15 protein-coding genes are annotated in these 16,756 nt (G+C 69.7%); 11 read left to right on the forward strand and 4 right to left on the reverse strand.

The window, feature by feature from the left end; translation table 11 throughout:
* Positions 1-170: 170 nt before the first annotated feature.
* A complete protein-coding gene (locus tag AC31A1_RS28915; RefSeq protein WP_489656144.1) occupies positions 171-611 on the reverse strand; it encodes a spore-associated protein A in 441 nt (146 codons plus the stop codon).
* A 200-nt stretch (positions 612-811) separates the two neighbouring features.
* Here AC31A1_RS28915 and AC31A1_RS28920 point away from each other — a divergent pair, with 200 nt between their 5' ends.
* The 5 genes from AC31A1_RS28920 (at position 812) to AC31A1_RS28940 (ending at position 4,524) form a co-directional block, all read left to right on the forward strand.
* Positions 812-1,627: a phosphatase gene (locus AC31A1_RS28920; RefSeq protein ID WP_489656145.1), complete on the forward strand. Its 816-nt coding sequence runs from the start codon at positions 812-814 to the stop codon at positions 1,625-1,627.
* 139 nt (positions 1,628-1,766) lie between these two features.
* Positions 1,767-1,979, forward strand: coding sequence for a helix-turn-helix domain-containing protein (locus AC31A1_RS28925; RefSeq protein ID WP_004984898.1), 213 nt, complete (start codon positions 1,767-1,769; stop codon positions 1,977-1,979).
* A 111-nt stretch (positions 1,980-2,090) separates the two neighbouring features.
* Positions 2,091-2,189, forward strand: coding sequence for a 30S ribosomal protein bS22 (locus AC31A1_RS28930; RefSeq protein ID WP_003948845.1), 99 nt, complete (start codon positions 2,091-2,093; stop codon positions 2,187-2,189).
* 197 nt (positions 2,190-2,386) lie between these two features.
* On the forward strand, positions 2,387-3,448 hold the full coding sequence (locus AC31A1_RS28935; RefSeq protein WP_489656146.1) for an NAD-dependent epimerase/dehydratase family protein: 1,062 nt from the start codon (positions 2,387-2,389) through the stop codon (positions 3,446-3,448).
* 14 nt (positions 3,449-3,462) lie between these two features.
* Entirely contained in the window at positions 3,463-4,524 is a 1,062-nt protein-coding gene (locus AC31A1_RS28940) for a lysophospholipid acyltransferase family protein (RefSeq protein WP_489656147.1), read from the forward strand.
* Positions 4,525-4,701: 177 nt separating this feature from the next.
* On the opposite strand, the gene AC31A1_RS28945 is transcribed toward AC31A1_RS28940, so the two are convergent.
* The 3 genes from AC31A1_RS28945 to AC31A1_RS28955 all read right to left on the reverse strand — a co-directional run bounded on the left by AC31A1_RS28945 (position 4,702) and on the right by AC31A1_RS28955 (position 8,185).
* Positions 4,702-5,916, reverse strand: a complete 1,215-nt coding sequence (locus tag AC31A1_RS28945) for a DUF5667 domain-containing protein (protein ID WP_489656148.1) — start codon at positions 5,914-5,916, stop codon at positions 4,702-4,704.
* 235 nt (positions 5,917-6,151) lie between these two features.
* On the reverse strand, positions 6,152-6,925 hold the full coding sequence (locus AC31A1_RS28950) for an ECF subfamily RNA polymerase sigma factor, BldN family (RefSeq protein ID WP_489656149.1): 774 nt from the start codon (positions 6,923-6,925) through the stop codon (positions 6,152-6,154).
* A gap of 315 nt (positions 6,926-7,240) precedes the next feature.
* Entirely contained in the window at positions 7,241-8,185 is a 945-nt protein-coding gene (locus AC31A1_RS28955) for an HAD family hydrolase (protein ID WP_489656150.1), read from the reverse strand.
* Positions 8,186-8,299: 114 nt separating this feature from the next.
* Between AC31A1_RS28955 and AC31A1_RS28960 the strand changes: the two genes are divergently transcribed.
* From AC31A1_RS28960 to AC31A1_RS28985, 6 genes are all read left to right on the forward strand, one after another.
* Complete coding sequence (locus AC31A1_RS28960) at positions 8,300-8,539, forward strand: glutaredoxin family protein (protein ID WP_489656151.1); 240 nt, start codon at positions 8,300-8,302, stop codon at positions 8,537-8,539.
* 247 nt (positions 8,540-8,786) lie between these two features.
* Positions 8,787-9,548, forward strand: a complete 762-nt coding sequence (locus AC31A1_RS28965) for a redox-sensing transcriptional repressor Rex (protein WP_489656152.1) — start codon at positions 8,787-8,789, stop codon at positions 9,546-9,548.
* Positions 9,545-11,257, forward strand: coding sequence for a glutamyl-tRNA reductase (locus AC31A1_RS28970; RefSeq protein ID WP_489656153.1), 1,713 nt, complete (start codon positions 9,545-9,547; stop codon positions 11,255-11,257). Before AC31A1_RS28965 ends, AC31A1_RS28970 begins: the two co-directional genes overlap by 4 nt.
* On the forward strand, positions 11,254-12,213 hold the full coding sequence (gene hemC / locus AC31A1_RS28975; RefSeq protein WP_489656154.1) for a hydroxymethylbilane synthase: 960 nt from the start codon (positions 11,254-11,256) through the stop codon (positions 12,211-12,213). The genes AC31A1_RS28970 and hemC overlap by 4 nt, the downstream gene beginning before the upstream one ends.
* Positions 12,210-13,916: a bifunctional uroporphyrinogen-III C-methyltransferase/uroporphyrinogen-III synthase gene (locus AC31A1_RS28980; protein WP_489656155.1), complete on the forward strand. Its 1,707-nt coding sequence runs from the start codon at positions 12,210-12,212 to the stop codon at positions 13,914-13,916. The genes hemC and AC31A1_RS28980 overlap by 4 nt, the downstream gene beginning before the upstream one ends.
* Before the next feature lie 161 nt (positions 13,917-14,077).
* Positions 14,078-16,756 (forward strand): hypothetical protein (locus AC31A1_RS28985; RefSeq protein ID WP_489656156.1); only part of this gene is annotated, 2,679 nt, incomplete at its 3' end.

Raw genomic sequence — 16,756 nt, forward strand, 5'->3', positions numbered from 1 at the left:
CGCCGCCCCTACCCGTCCCATCACTGGGGGCTGCCGCCCCCAGACCCCCGCTTCGGCCTGGACGGCCTCGTCCTCAAACGCCGGACGGGCTGGATGGTGGCGGCCTGCGTGGAAAGGGTGCCGGACGGGCTGGAAATGCCCGTCCGGCGTTGGATGTGAGGTCTGGTCCGTCAGCCGCAGTGGCCGGAGTCGCCGCCCGTGGCCGTGCCGATGGCGCCGTACCACTCGGCGCAGTAGCCGCGGGCGGACATGTAGACGGGGCCGGCGTAGGACGTGTACTGGCCGCTGTCGACGACCGGGGTGCTCTCGTGGCCGACGCTGATGTTGAGCTCGACGGCCATGAAGATCTTCGCGCCCGGGGCGTTGCGGATGGTCACGGCGCAGTTCTTGCCGGTGGACTCGTTCCAGGTCAGGAAGACCTTGCCGACGTTGCCGACCGGGGTGGAGTCGATGACCTTGTAGCCGGTTCCGCAGGCGCCGTTGTAGGTGGCGGCGGCTGCCGCCTTGGTGGTGGAGGTTGCTGCCGAGGCCGGGGCGGTGGCGGCTGCCGTGCCGGCGAGGGCCAGGACGGTGAGTGCGGCGGCAGTCGTGGTGCGTCGGGACAGCTTCATTTTCGTGTTCCCCCTGCTGGTGTGATGGTCAACTCGCTTGGGACGGTTGGTCGTTCCGTCCCACGCAGGGTGAGACCCGGGAAGCCGTAGGACAGTTGTGGGCTGTTGTGTCACCGTCCTGTCACCGGTGTTACGCCAACCGCGCGGAGTTTCCGGGGTTCCGGCCGTGGCCGGGGCCGCCGTCCGTCACCATCGCCCTCGTGTTGACCACCGGCGCCCTCCGCGCCCATCTGCTGGCCGCCCGGCTGGCCGGACCCGTGGCCACCTCGCGGGAGGAGAGTCTGCGGAGCTATCGCGCCTTCGCCGCGCGGGACCCCCGGGTGCTGATCGGACTCGATCCCGAATGGACGTGGGGGCAGAAGGATCTGATCGGGTTGATGGCGGACAAGTGTGGGGTTTCGGCCGACCCGACGCACACTTCCGGGCATGATGTGATCGATCCGGAGCGGACTTTGGCCGCCCTGGACGCCTTCGCCGATCGGTTGGGGGAGGTAGCGGAGCGCGGCGGGGCGGTGCTTCTCGGCACCGGGCATCCGCATCGACTGCTCGGGTTCTACGCCGCGTTGGCGGACGCCTTGTCGGCGGCGGGGTGTGCTGTTCTCACCCCAGCGCATGGTCGCTGTGTCGACATAACGACCCGGTTCGGTCTACGCACGTACAACCTTGACTACGTCCAGGGGGTCGGGCTGGTCCGTGAACCGGGTCCCGAACGCACCGGTTGTGAGCCCGGCGCACACACGCACTCACCGCTCCCGGTTCGTACCGTGCTGGGTGCGGCGGCGGAGGCCGGCGGGGTGCTTCCGGAACTGGTGATCGGAGACCACGGATGGGTCTGCGGAGCAGGTCAGCTGGGGTTTGAGGCCATTGGGCTGGCGGATACCGACGACCCCGCGCTCTTCGTGGGTGAGGCCGAGGGGTCGGTGTCCGTGGCAGTTCCACTTGATGACGCCGTGCGATCCGATTACTACCGCCCGCTTACCCGCTACGTACTCAATCGAGCGTGTCTGTCACAGTAGGCCTCCGATGGCCGCCGATGGGTGCACCTCTTCCCCACTCGCATCACACGCCCCTACATTGGGGAGTGAGCACGCAACGACGAAGAGTCACCGGAAGGGGAAGCCGGTGACCGTCGAGTGCGGAAGGTTCAGGTGTGTCATGGCTGCAGCTGGCGAGAGGCCTCTGAACGAGGTTCAGTTCCTTACCGTGGCGGAGGTCGCCTCGGTGATGCGAGTGTCGAAGATGACCGTGTACCGGTTGGTGCACAGCGGTCATCTGCCCGCTATCCGGGTGGGGCGGTCCTTCCGCGTCCCCGAGCAAGCGGTACACGAGTACCTTCGCGAGAGTTATGTGGGGGTGGAGACAGCCTGAGGCGATACCTCGATTACGACCTCAGCGCTCGGACGGGTAGGCTGGCCCCTTGTAGGTCGTATGGGCCCATGATGCCCAGCACCGAGTGATGAGAAGTGAGCGAGGGTAGTCGTGGGCTCTGTTATCAAGAAGCGGCGCAAGCGGATGGCTAAGAAGAAGCACCGCAAGCTGCTGAAGCGCACGCGCGTGCAGCGTCGTAACAAGAAGTAGGCGACGCGGCGCCGCGAGAGCGTCTCCTGTGGCCCCCCACCGAATTCGGTGGGGGGCCACAGTTATTTCCGCGCCCATGTCCGAGTCATGTGCCGAATGCGGGTACTTGGAACGTCGTCCGTCGGGCGGTCATCACAGCGCAACACCGAACCGCTAGGTTGGCCGCACACGGGTAACTCAGAAGGAAGGCGCTGATCTTGGGGAAGGTCGTGCTCGTGACCGGAGTGGCCCGACAGCTGGGGGGCCGGTTCGTACGACGGATCCAGCGTGACCCTCAGGTGGACCGGGTGATCGCCGTGGACGCGGTCGCGCCCGGACACCATCTCGGGGGCGCGGAGTTCATCCAGGCCGACATCCGGCAGCCCACCATCGCGCGGGTGCTCGCCGAGTCGGGCGCCGACACGGTCGTGCACATGGACGTGACGGGCACCGCGCTGGGCAGCGGCAGCCGGACCACGGTCAAGGAGACCAACGTCATCGGCACCATGCAGCTGCTGGGCGCCTGCCAGAAGTCGCCGGTCGTGAAGCGCCTGGTGGTGAAGTCCAGCACGAACGTCTACGGCTCCGCCCCGCGCGACCCGGCCGTCTTCACCGAGGGCACCCCGCCGAAGTCCCTGCCGAGCGGCGGCTTCGCGAAGGACACCGTCGAGGTCGAGGGATACGTGCGCGGCTTCGCCCGCCGCCGCCCCGACGTCGCCGTGTGCGTGCTGCGCTTCGCCAACATCCTTGGTCCTACGGCCGATTCACCGCTCGCGTCGTACTTCTCGCTGCCGGTCCTGCCGACCGTGTTCGGCTACGACCCGCGGCTGCAGTTCGTGCACGAGGACGACGTGATCGACGTCCTGCGGATCGCCTCGCACGAGCCGGAGCGGGGCACGCTCAACAGCGGCACCTTCAACATCGCCGGGGACGGCGTCCTGTTGCTCTCCCAGTGCTCCCGGCGCCTGGGCCGCCCGACCGTGCCGCTGCTGCTGCCGGCGGTCACCTGGGCCGGTTCCCTGGTGCGTACGCTGGGGATGACGGACTTCTCCCCGGAACAGATCCGGCTGCTCACCCACGGCCGGGTCGTGTCGACGGTCCAGATGCGCGAGACGCTGGGGTACAAGCCGAAGTACACGACCGCCGAGACCTTCGCGGACTTCGCGCGCAGCCAGGGCCCGGGGCTGCTGCCGCCGGAGGTCCTCGCGGGGGCCGTCGACCGGATCGCCACGCTGTCCAGGCCGGGCAGTGGCCACCCCCCGACGCCGAGCGCCAACTGAGGAGCGCATCAACGATGGCGGATGCCAAGGTCATTCCGTTCGACGACGACCGGTCCCGCGCGAACGGCGTGCAGCGGCCGCAGCGGCGCCGGAGCACGGGGAACCGGCGCAAGAACGGAGAGCCCGCGCTGGTCCGTGAGGTCCAGCCCCTGCCGGGCCGGGACTTCGCGCAGGATGATGTCCCTGTGACGCGTGAGGAGCACGAGCCGGAGAAGACACCGGACGACGACGGCCCGAGCGGCCTGGAGCGCCGGGTCGCCCACGGCCTGAACTTCCTGCGCCGCCGGCTGACCGGGGACTACGAGGTCGACGACTTCGGCTACGACGAGGAGCTCACCGACGAGCTCCTGATGCCGGCGCTGCGCCCGCTGTACGAGAAGTACTTCCGGGTCGAGGTCAAGGGCATCGAGAACATCCCGGAGGAGGGCGGCGCGCTGATCGTCGCCAACCACTCCGGGACGCTGCCGCTGGACGGCGTGATGATGCAGATCGCGGTCCACGACAACCACCCCGCGGGCCGCCACCTCCGGCTCCTCGCGGCGGACCTCGTCTTCATGCTCCCGGTGGTCAATGAACTCGCCCGCAAGGCCGGTCACACCCTCGCCTGCGCGGAGGACGCCGAACGGCTCCTGGGACGGGGCGAGTTGGTCGGTGTGATGCCGGAGGGCTTCAAGGGCATCGGCAAGCCGTTCAGCGAGCGCTACAAACTCCAGCGCTTCGGACGCGGCGGCTTCGTCTCCACAGCCCTGCGCAAGGGCACGCCGATCATCCCGTGCTCGATCGTGGGGGCCGAGGAGATCTACCCGATGATCGGCAACTCCAAGACCCTCGCCCGGGTCCTGGGTTTCCCGTACTTCCCGATCACTCCGACGTTCCCGTGGCTGGGTCCCCTCGGTGCGATCCCGTTGCCGACGAAGTGGACGATCCAGTTCGGCGAGCCGATCCCCACGGACGGCTATCCGCCGGAGGCGGCCGAGGATCCGATGCTGATGTTCAACCTCACGGATCAGGTGAGGGAGCAGATCCAGCACACGCTCTACAAGTTGCTGGTGCAGCGGCGGTCGGTGTTTTTCTAGTTTTTGGTTCCGAAGTTCCTTGGCTGCAAGCCGGTGGGGGCTGGTCGCGCAGTTCCCCGCGCCCCTAAAGACGGCCGGTGGGGGCTGGTCGCGCCCACGCGGCGGTAGCCGCAAATCAATACAGCCCCGCGCCCCTAAAAGCGATGGGCGCCCCTCGCTGGAAGGGCGCCCATCGGGCTAGTTCGCGTCCTCGCTGTCGATGCCCAAGCCCGGCAGCAAGCCCGGGAGCAGGGGCGGGAGTGTGACGTCCGGTTCGGTGATCGAGGGTTTGCCGGTGGACGGCGACTCCGTGCCGGAGGTCTTCGGGGGGTCCAGGAGGCCGCCCGTGTTGCCGCCGAGGAGGCCGTCGCCGGTGGTGGCGGACGAACTCGGGGTGCTGGAGTGGCCGGTCTCCGCGGAGCCGTCGGTGGTGCTCGGTGTCGTCGAGCGGTGGGTGCCGGTGGAGCCGCCCGTGGACGCCGTACCCGGAGCCCGGTGCTTGCCGGTGCCGGGGGTCGTCGCCGGGGGCTGGGGGAGCAGCGACTGGAGCGGGGCGACCTCTTCGTCTATGGCGTCGAAGACCGAGGAGACCTGGTCGCTGACGTCGCCGAGCTGGACGGGGAGGCGGTCGCGCAGGGCGCCCCAGGCCTCGCGGTGCGAGCGGGAGAACGCGGAGAGGGCCTGGATGGGGCCCAGCGAGTTCGGGTCCTGCTCGTACGCCTCGTGCAGCAGGCGGTGGCCCTCGGACGCGTCGTGGGTCATCCCGGCGAGCGTGCGGCGGATCTCGCCGAGCTGCTCGTGGTCGAGGTGGCCACTGCGGTCCCGCTCGATCAGCCGGCGTGCCTCGCCCAGGCGGTTGGACGCCTGGTCGAGGTAGGCCACACCGCGCTGGTCGTCGCCGTCGGACAGGTAGTTGAGCTTGAAGTCCTCGATGCCGCGCTTCAGGCCGTAGAGCGAGTCACCGGGCAGGGCGCCCGAACTCGCCGCGGCCACTCCGCCGAAGGCACCCGCCGCGACCCCGACGCTCAGTCCGCCGGCCGCGAGGCCCTTGGTGAGCCGGGTGCGCGGTCGCAGCTTGCCCAGACCGGTGGCCCGGTGCGCACCCCGGGACCGGGGGGACCGCTGCTCCGGTACCGAGGGTTCGGGTGCCTCGCCCTGCAGCATGGCCTCGAACGCGGCGACCAGCTGAGCCCGCTGGACCACCTTGACCTCGGGGTCCAGCACGGGTTTGGGCAGCTCGCCGAGACCGGTGGCGAAGGCCAGCATGCGGCCCTGCTCGGTCTGTTCCGCAGCAGCCGGGGCCGGGGCCGGTCCTTCGGACTGCTCGGCCGCCGTGCCCTGGTCGGACTGCTCCTCTTCCAGGGCCTGGGCGAAGGCGTTCGCCCGCCGGTGCGCCGATACGTTCGCGATCACTGGCGGCACCTCCTCTCGCGTCATGACGGTCGACTCCCCAGGGGGTCCTGAGGGTTGCACAGCCTGACCACATCCACACGATCGAGTGATCGGAGAGGGGCAGGGTGTGACCACAGGGAGCCTGTATCCCGCACAACGAGTGGCGCGGCACTTGGGTTACGGACGACGGATGATCCGACCGCGAACTCAACGGACTTTCACTGAGCGCGAGTTGGGCGTTACCGAGCGTATGCCGTCAGCGGGCGTCGTCCGGGAGAAGCCGGGCGAGAGTGCGCACGGCCCGGTACTGGAGGGTCTTGATCGCGCCCTCGTTCTTGCCCATCACGCGGGCGGTCTCCGCGACGGAGAGGCCCTGCAGGAAGCGGAGCGTGACGCACTCCTGCTGCTGCGGGTTGAGCCGCCGTACGGCGTCGAGCAGTGCGGCGTTCGAGAGGGACTCCAGGACGGAGTCCTCGGGGGAGCGCTCGACCTCGTTGGCGTCGAGCATCTCGCCGGTGGTCACTTCCAGCCGGAAGCGGCTCGACTTGAAGTGGTCGGCGACCAGGTTGCGGGCGATCGTCACCAGCCAGGCGCCGAAGTCGCGACCCTGATAGGTGAACGTGCCGATGCGGCGCAGGGCGCGCAGAAAGGTCTCGCTGGTGAGGTCCTCGGCGGTGGCTTTGCCTCCCACTCGGTAGTAGATGTACCGGTACACAGTGTCGCTGTACTGGTCGTAGAGGCGGCCGAAGGCGTCGGCTTCGCCGGCCTGGGCACGCTCCACTAGGGCCATCATCCGGGCGCTGTCGCTGTCAGCGGCCGGACGGCGTGCGGTGGCGGCGCCGGCCGAGCGCCCTCGTCTGCCAACAGCCGCGCCGCCGTCGGCCAGTGCATAGCACGGGCCTACGGGTGCGGTGGTGGCGAAGGCGGCGGGGACGGCGTACGCGGTGGGGACGAAGCCGCGCAACAGGTCTTGGACCGTTGCGCGCAGCGTAGCCAGGCCCGAGGCGTCAACCCCGACGTGTGGGTACACGGGACTCCCAGAGGCAGAGCTTCCATCACGTGCAGTACCGGAACATTCACCCGTCGTAGCGACGGAGGGGTACCGGATTGCGTCTGAGGAGAATAACGCTTCGTGCAGGCGCTGCTACACCCAGTTGCTCAAATCATCGATTACGTCGCTTCTGTAACCGGTTGACGCCCGATCAAGTACCGCAGAGTGACCGGTTGTTGATCAGAACGGTCCGAATTCAGTCAGGGACCGGGGCGTGTTGTGGCCGTGTGCAGCCAACGTGACTGGACAGGGGGTTACGCGGGTACGACTCGTGGATTGGCCGTGTTTACCGCGTCACCGGCGTCGGCGATGCAAAGCGATCGCCGCGGCCGTGCCGCCCGCCACCGCGCCCACGCCGGCCGCCGCCGGGATGCCGACCTTGGCCGCCCTGCGGGCCGTGCGGTAGTCGCGCAGCCGCCAGTCCAGCTCGCGCGCGTGCTTGCGCAGCTTGGAGTCCGGGTTGATGGCGTAGGGGTGCCCGACCAGCGAGAGCATCGGGATGTCGTTGTGCGAGTCGCTGTACGCGGCGCAGCGGGACAGGTCCAGGCCCTCCGCCGCCGCCAACGCCCGTACCGCCTCCGCCTTCGCGGGGCCGTGCAGGGGTTCGCCGACCAACTTGCCGGTGTAGACGCCGTCGACGGACTCGGCGACCGTGCCGAGCGCGCCGGTGAGGCCGAGGCGGCGGGCGATCACGTTGGCGATCTCCACCGGGGCCGCTGTGACGAGCCACACCTTCTGGCCCGCGGCGAGGTGCGCCTCGGCGAGGGCGCGGGTGCCGGGCCAGATGCGCTCGGCCATGTACTCGTCGTAGATCTCCTCGCCGATCGACTGGAGTTCGGCGACGCGGTGGCCCTTGACGATGGACAGCGCGGAGTCGCGCGCCTCCTGCATGTGCTCGGGGTCCTCGAAGCCGGCGAGCCTGAACCAGGCCTGCTGCCAGGCGAACTTGAGGAGGTCGCGGGTCTCGAAGAACTTCCGTTTGTGCAGGCCCCGGCCGAAGTGGAAGATCGACGCGCCCTGCATGACGGTGTTGTCCAGGTCGAAGAAGGCCGCGGCTCTGTCGTCGCCGAGGACCGGGAACTCCGGTTCCTCCGCCGCTTTTTCGTCCGCGCGGGCATCCTGTATGTCCTGCGCGTCCTGCGACGACTTGCGCGCTGCCTCCGCAGAGGCCTCGCCTGCCAACACGCTCCGCGCCGTGGCGGAGCGCCTACGGGGAGTGAGCCATCCGAGAGCGGCCATGTCGTGAGCATAGCCAGTTTGTTCGGTGGTTCCGGAGCCGAGAGGTTCGGAGGCTGTGAACTCTCCGCGACCGGGCCGTTAAAGAAGTGCGCCGGTGGCGCGAGAATGGTGTGCATGAGTCATCTCGTCACCCTCATCCGCAAGCCCGGCTGTCATCTCTGCGAGGACGCGCAGCTCGTCGTGGAGAAGGTCTGCGCCGACCTGGGGGTCCCCTGGGAGGAGAAGAACATCACCGAGGACCAGCGACTGCACGACGAGTACTGGGAGCAGATCCCGGTCGTCTTGATCGACGGGAAACAGCACACCTTCTGGCGGGTGGACGAGGGCCGGCTGCGCCGGGAACTGACCAAGTAGTTCAACGCGCACCCGAACGTCGCTTAGGATCGACGGCGGTTTGGTCTCGGGGGCGGGAATTACGAGGAGTGTGGCGGTTTTGCCCCCTGGAATACGCCTGGGACGCGTGTGCGTGACCCCGGTCACGTTGGCCGGGCAAATCGGACACCATCTTTGTGCACGCGTTCACAAAGACATAGCCTGCTTCCGACGGGGCGGTCTGGGTACGTGTGACCGCCCACAGCCCCGCTCTACCCGCAGGAGCACCGTGGCAACTGGCCGAACTCACCGACCGGCGAGCCGTAGCCGAGGGATTCCCGAGGCCACCGTCGCCCGTCTCCCGCTGTACCTCCGCGCGCTGACCGGACTCTCGGAGCGCTCGGTGCCCACGGTCTCCTCCGAGGAGCTCGCGGCCGCCGCCGGGGTCAACTCCGCGAAGCTGCGCAAGGACTTCTCGTACCTCGGCTCCTACGGCACCCGCGGTGTGGGCTACGACGTCGAGTACCTCGTCTACCAGATCTCCCGCGAGCTGGGCCTCACCCAGGACTGGCCGGTCGTGATCGTCGGTATCGGAAACCTCGGCGCCGCGCTCGCCAACTACGGCGGGTTCGCCTCCCGCGGATTCCGGGTCGCCGCCCTCATCGACGCCGACCCGGCGATGGCCGGCAAGCCCGTCGCGGGCATCCCGGTGCAGCACTCGGACGAGCTGGAAAAGATCATCAGCGACAACGGCGTCTCCATCGGCGTCATCGCGACCCCCGCCGGTGCCGCCCAGCCGGTCTGCGACCGCCTCGTGGCCGCCGGTGTGACGTCCATCCTGAACTTCGCGCCGACCGTGCTGACCGTCCCGGACGGCGTCGACGTCCGCAAGGTCGACCTCTCGATCGAGCTGCAGATCCTCGCCTTCCACGAGCAGCGCAAGGCCGGCGAGGAGGCCGCCAACGAGGCGGCGCACCCGGCCGCCGCGCGCCGTGGCGACTCCGCCGAGCAGGGCCCTGACGGGGACGTCCCCGCCGTGATGCCGGCATGAGTCTCCTCGTCGTCGGGCTGAGCCACCGCAGCGCGCCGGTCAGTCTCCTGGAGCGGGCCACGCTGAACGCGGACGCCCAGTTCAAGCTCCTCCAGGACACGGTCGCCGCCGAACCGGCCGCCGAGGCCGCGCTGTTGGCCACCTGCAACCGCATCGAGCTCTACGCCGACGTGGACAAGTTCCACGCGGGCGTCGCGGAGTTGTCCACGCTGCTCGCCCAGCACAGCGGCGTCGGCCTGGACGAGCTCACTCCTTATCTCTATGTGCACTACGAGGACCGGGCCGTCCACCACCTCTTCTCGGTGGCCTGCGGCCTCGACTCGATGGTGGTCGGCGAGGGCCAGATCCTCGGCCAGATCAAGGACTCCCTCGCCAAGGCACAGGAACTGCACTCCGCAGGGCGGCTGTTGAATGAGCTGTTCCAGCAGGCCCTCCGCGTCGGCAAGCGCGCCCACTCCGAGACCGGCATCGACCGCGCGGGCCAGTCCCTGGTCACCTTCGGCCTTCAACAGCTCTCCTCCGGCACGGCAGTTGAAGCCTGGGCCAAGGGGAAACGCGCCCTGGTGATCGGCGCCGGCTCCATGTCGTCGCTGGCCGCCGCGACCCTCGCGCGTGCCGGGGTCGCCGAGATCGTCGTCGCCAACCGCACCTCCGACCGTGCCGAGCGGCTTGCCCAGATCATCACCGAGAGCCCCGAAACGGACGTGTCCGCCCGCGCGGTACCGATGGATTCGGTGCCGTTCGAGCTGACACGTGCCGATGTCGCCGTGTCCTGCACCGGCGCGACGGGCTTGGTCCTGACGGCCGACGCGGTCGCCGGAGCGGTCGAGGGCCGGGTGCCGCAGGACGCCACGGTGGGTCGTACGGCCGTAGCGGAGGTCGTGCGGGAAGAGCTTCCGCCGACGTCCGTCGGGACCGAGGACGGGTGTCCGCTGGACCTGTCCGCGGTGCAGGGTGCGAGTGGCTTCTCCGTGATGGGGGAGGCCGCCGTGGCCGGGATGGACGCGGCGACGCTGGAGCAGCACGCGGCCTGGGTCGGCGGCAGCGCCCTCGACCGGCGTGAGGCGGCCCGGCGTACGCCCGAGGCCGAGGCCGAACTCATCACCGAACTCGCCGCCATGGCCGCCGCGGTCGGGCGGATCCCCGAGCGCCGCAGGCCCGAGCCCGTCGCCCACATCCCGCGCCCCGCGCCGGTGTTGTCGCTTCTCGACCTCGCCATGCCGCGGGACGTCGACGTGGCCGTGCACCGGCTGGCCGGGGTGCGGCTGGTGGACATCGAGTCGCTCGCCGAGGCCTCCGCCGACGCTCCGATGGCGGCGGACGTGGACGCGGTCCGGCGTATCGTCTCCGACGAGGTCGCGGCCTTCGGGGCAGCCCAGCGGGCCGCGCACATCACGCCGACCGTGGTCGCCCTGCGCGCCATGGCCGCCGAGGTCGTGGCCGGCGAGATCGCCCGGCTCGACGGACGGCTGCCCGGCCTCGACGACAAGCACCGCGCGGAGATCACCCAGACCGTGCGACGCGTCGTCGACAAGCTGCTGCACGCGCCGACCGTGCGGGTCAAGCAGCTCGCGGCCGAGCCCGGCGGCGCCGGGTACGCGGACGCGCTGCGCACGCTGTTCGACCTGGACCAGGAGACGGTGGCCTCCGTCTCCCGGGCCGTAGAAGACTCTGAGAACGAGAACAGTAAGAACCGAGGGCCAGCATGAGTAAGAAGGCACTGAGGCTCGGGACCAGGCGGAGCAGACTCGCTCTGGCCCAGTCCGGGTTGGTGGCGGACGCCGTGAGCCAGGTGACCGGACGGCCCGTCGAGCTCGTCGAGATCACCACCTACGGCGACACCTCCCGCGAGCACCTCGCCCAGATCGGCGGCACCGGGGTCTTCGTGACCGCGCTGCGGGACGCGCTGCTCGGCGGTGAGGTCGACTTCGCGGTTCATTCGCTGAAGGACCTGCCGACGACGCAGCCCGCGGAGCTGGTGCTCGCCGCCGTTCCGGAGCGTGAGGACCCGCGGGACGTGATCGTCGCCAGGGACGCCCTGAAGTTCACCGACCTGCCCCGTGGGGCGCGCATCGGTACGGGCTCCCCGCGGCGCACGGCCCAGCTGAACGCGTACGCGCGCAGCCACGGCCTCGACATCGAGACGGTCCCGATCCGCGGGAACATCGACACCCGCGTCGGCTTCGTACGGGACGGTGAGCTGGACGCCGTCGTCCTGGCCGCCGCCGGACTGAGCCGGATCGGCCGCCTCGACGACGTGACCGACTTCCTGTCGGTCGACACGGTTTTGCCCGCCCCCGGCCAGGGGGCCCTGGCGATCGAGTGCGCCGCGGACAACGCGGACCTCATCGCGGCACTCGGTGAACTCGACGATCCGTTCACCCGGATCGCCGTGACCGCCGAAAGGTCCCTGCTCGCCGCCCTGGAGGCCGGCTGCTCCGCCCCTGTGGGCGCGCTGGCCGACCTGCTGGCCGACGGGCAGATTGTCAAGGAAATGCGCCTGCGCGGAATAGTCGGCACGACCGACGGTTCGCGTACGGTGCAGCTGTCCACCACCGGTCCCGTGCCCGAGACGCATGACCAAGCACTGGCGCTCGGTCGCGAACTCGCCGCCGAGATGCTTGCCCAGGGCGCGGCCGGTCTGATGGGGGAGCAAGCCAAGTGAGCCCCACCACTCTTCCCGCCGCCGGTCCGGAACACGGGCACGTCACCTTCCTGGGTGCCGGACCCGGAGATCCGGGACTGCTCACACTGCGCGCCGTAGAGGCGCTGGCGAACGCGGACGTTCTCGTCGCCGAGCACGAGGTGCTCGACGTCGTACGTGCGCACGCCCGACCCGGCGTAGCCGTCGTGCATCCGGATCCGGGTCCTTCTTCGGACCCGTTCCCGGGCACAGGCACGCCTCAACTAACGGTTGTTGACGGTGCGTCAACAACCGTTGGCCTACCCGCTGTGCGGGATGCGGCACATCTTGTCATGGAGGCCGCGCGGGGCGGCAGGCGGGTCGTGCGTGCGGTGTCCGGGGACCCCGGACTAGATACGTACGCCGCCGAGGAAATGCTCGCCTGCGTCGCCGCGGGTGTGCCTTTCGAGGTCGTGCCGGGTGTCGCCGCGGCCGTCGGTGTGCCCGCGTATGCCGGTGTTCCGCTGCGGGACGCGCAGGGCGCGGACGTCCGGTTCGTGGACGCCCGTACCGCGTCGGACCGGTGCTGGACGGAGGTGGGGGCGTCGGACGGCACGGTTGTGGTTTCCACGTCGCTGGACTCCGTGGCTTCGGCCGCCGGTGAGTTGGTGGCTGCGGGTCGCAAGCCGGACACCCCGATGACGGTCACAGTGGCTGGTACGACCACTCGTCAGCGGACCTGGTCCGCGACGCTCGGGACGATCGCGCAGACGCTGAAGCAGGCGAAGGTGCTGCCCTCGCCCGAAGGCGGCCGGCCGGTGATAGCCGTGGTCGGTGAGCGGTCCGCCGCCGCGCAGCGCGACCAGTTGTCGTGGTTCGAGTCCAAGCCGCTGTTCGGCTGGAAGGTGCTCGTGCCGCGGACGAAGGAGCAGGCGGCGTCGCTCTCCGACCAGTTGCGGTCGTACGGGGCCGTTCCGCACGAGGTGCCGACGATCGCCGTCGAGCCGCCGCGGACGCCTCAGCAGATGGAGCGGGCGGTCAAGGGACTCGTGACCGGCCGGTACGAGTGGATCGCTTTCACCTCTGTGAACGCGGTCAAGGCCGTGCGGGAGAAGTTCGAGGAGTACGGGCTCGATGCTCGTGCCTTTGCCGGGATCAAGGTCGCCGCTGTGGGGGAGTCGACCGCCAAGGCGCTGATCGCCTTCGGTGTGAAGCCGGACCTGGTGCCGAGCGGGGAGCAGTCCGCGGCCGGGCTGCTGGAGGACTGGCCTCCGTACGACCCCGTTTTTGATCCGATCGACCGGGTGTTCCTGCCGCGTGCGGACATCGCTACGGAGACCTTGGTCGCCGGGCTCATCGAGCTCGGGTGGGAGGTCGACGACGTGACCGCCTACCGGACCGTGCGGGCCTCGCCGCCGCCTGCGGACACGCGGGAGGCGATCAAGGGGGGTGGCTTCGACGCCGTTCTCTTCACGTCGTCGTCCACGGTGCGGAACCTGGTGGGGATCGCCGGCAAGCCGCACAACGTGACCGTGATCGCGTGTATTGGTCCTGCTACGGCGAAGACGGCCGAGGAGCATGGGCTGCGGGTGGATGTGATGGCCCCGGAGCCGTCCGTGCACAAGCTGGCCGAGGCGTTGGCGAACTTCGGGCTTCGGCGGAGAGCTGCCGCGCAGGAAGCCGGCGATCCGGTTACCCGGCCCAGTGAGCGTCGGCCCGGTGCTCGGCGGCGGCGTACGACCTGAGGCGGGTGGGCGGAGCGCATCCCCCTGGTGTGCTCCGCCACGCAGGGCATGTAAAGGCTTTGTGACGCGTGGGAGAGCGACGTCCTCCGATCACTAAGGTGTTGGCCCACTTCCGGTGCCTACGGGCGCGCCGGGCGATCACCAGGTAATCGGGGGCTCCCGTGGAATCCGTCTTCGAGCATGGCGACCGGCTCTTCGGCTTATTGGGCAGACTCGTGTCCCGGCCGAGGAAGGGCGAGGCGCCCGGCGAGGTGCCGGGGCGGGACGGCCTCCCCATACTCAGCCTGCTCGGCGATCACCAGGACGGCCTCGCCGAGCAGGTCGGACAGGCACTGCGGGCGGCCCAGCCCCGGTCCGTCCCCCACGAATCCGTCGACATGGACAGGATCTGGGACAAGGTCGTCGCCGAGCGGGGAGATCCGTCCGCTCCGAACCTGCTGCCTCCCGAGTGGCAACGTGCCGAGATGTACCGGCGCATCCTCGTCGAGCTGGCCGCGGAGTTCTCCTCAGCACGCTACGGGCTCGACCGGAGCGTGCGGTTCAAACGGCTGGGGCTCGTCAACTGGCTGCTGGAGATGACGGACACGGTGCAGCAGCCGAACAGCGAGCACGGGCAGATCGTGCTGCGGCGTCTGCGCGACCGCGAACTGGAGCGCAGATGGCTGTTCGGGTTCATGCGCAGCCCGAGTACCGAGGTCTCGCTCCAGGGACATGTGCCCTGGTGGGCGTATCTCCTCGGACTGCACCTGCTGCCGGTCATCTGGTTCCGGGTCTGGCGCGGTGTGGGCAGCGAATACCGCTGGCTGCTGCGCCAGCCGTACATGGCGCCGGGAGATCCGGGCACCTTCATCGGGTTCGCCGTACGGCTCACCCAGCCCCGGTGGGGGCGTGAAGACCCGCGGCAGATCAGCAAGTTGATGATCAACGCCTTTCTGGAGGATCTGCGGGTCGCCTACCGGCGCCGGCCGTGGCGACGCCGCGCCCACCGCCGTACGGCTTACTGCGTGGCGCTCCTGAAAGGAGTGAGCGAGTCCAACGGAGGGCAGGAACTGGTCCGGCTGCTCGCCGAAGTGCGCAACGACCAGGGTGCCTTCGATCCGCTGCTTCTGGTGACGAGCCGCCACGAGGATCTGCTCGAACCCGTGCGGGTCCGTCAACTGACGAGCGACCCCGGCCCGTACGACGCCTGGTGCCAGCGGTTGCGGGACGCCGGAGGCGATCGGGACGCCGAGTTCTGGTACCTGCCGGTGCGGATTCCGGCACCGCTCCGGGACGATGACCCCGATCTCGACACACAGAGCGAACGCACCTCCATAGCGCGCCGGTTGACGGTGCCCCGTACGCCTGTCTGGGCGGGGCGCGCCATGACCGCAGTGGTCGCGGGCACCACGCTCGCGCTGCTCGCCGGCGGGGTCGCCGTCGGGGTCGCCAACGAGTTGGCCTGGCAGCGGCAGCACTGCGGACTGAACCGTTCCGACCCCGACGCGCGGACCGTGCGGTGGCAGTCGGCCGCGCAGCAGTGCGTCGGAGTCGCCCCGCACGGTTTCGCGTTCGGCTCCACCGATCCGAGCGTCCGGAAAACCCTCCGCACCATCGCGGAGCAGAACGAACAGGCCGAACGGCAGCACGCCGCGGACCCCTCCCGGCCGCTCGTGACGCTCGTCCACCTCTCCGCCCTGCTCAGCACCCGCAAAGGGCAGTCGTCCGACACGCTGTCGTACGCACGCGAGCAGTTGCAGGGCGCGGCGAGCGCGCAGTACCGGCAGCTCAAGAAGAACGGGGAGGACAACGCACCCCTGCTGCGCGTCTTCCCGGCCAGCGCCGGGATCGGCATGGGATCCGGAGCCGATGTCGCGCGCCTGATCAAGGGCATGATGCGGACCGACCCGACCATCGTCGGGGTCACCGGACTCGACCAGAGCCGCAAGGCCACGATCACGACGATCCACGAACTCACCCGGGCCGGGCTGCCGATGGTCGCCACGACCCTGTCCGCGGACGCCCTCCCCGACGAGTCGGCGCTGTACTACCAGGTCTCGCCGCAGAACCGGCGCGAGGCGACGGTCGCCGCCGCGTACGCGGACCACCTCGCCGACGTGCGAAAGCTGAAGCAGCGCACCGTACGGGTCGTGTACTCACTGGACCGGAGCGACGAGTACAGCGCGAACCTGCGCGCGGACGCCGTCGCGTCGTTCAAGGCGGCGGGCTTCGGGGTGGAGGAGCGGGGCTACATGCCCGACTCGGCATCCTCCGGGACCTCTTCGGGCACCGGTGCGCGCACCATCGGCGAAGAGGCGTGCGGCTACCAGGGGATGATCTTCTTCGCGGGGCGCAGCGAGGACTTCGAGACGGTCCTGGGAGCCACCAACGACACCTGCGGTTCGAACCCGCCCTGGTTCCTGGGCGGCGACGACGTGGCCCGCCTCGGCGCCGACCCGGACCGGCGCAAGGCGTACCCCCGCGTCCCCTATGAGTTCCTCGACTTCACCGTCGGCCCGGCCTCCTGCGACGGCCGCAGCGATCTGTACAGCACGATGAAGGAGTTGTTCCGCGACGAGTGCCGGCAGGTCGAGGACACCTCGCTGGACGGGCACGCCTCCCTCGCCTTCGACGCGGTGAACCTCTACCTCAAGGCCATCGCCCGCCTCCAGGACACCGCCCCCGACATTCCCCTGACCCCGGCGGCCGTCTGGTACGCCCTCAGCGGTATCCACGGCGCCGCCGCGCTGGACGGGGAGAGCGGCCGTATCGACTTCGGTGGAACGGTGGACCGGCAGGTCCCGCTCGACAAGCTCATCTCCGTCCAGCGGGTGGAGGGGGCGGGCCGGCCGGAGCAGATG

It is taken from the genome of Streptomyces sp. P5F9, assembly GCF_057961495.1.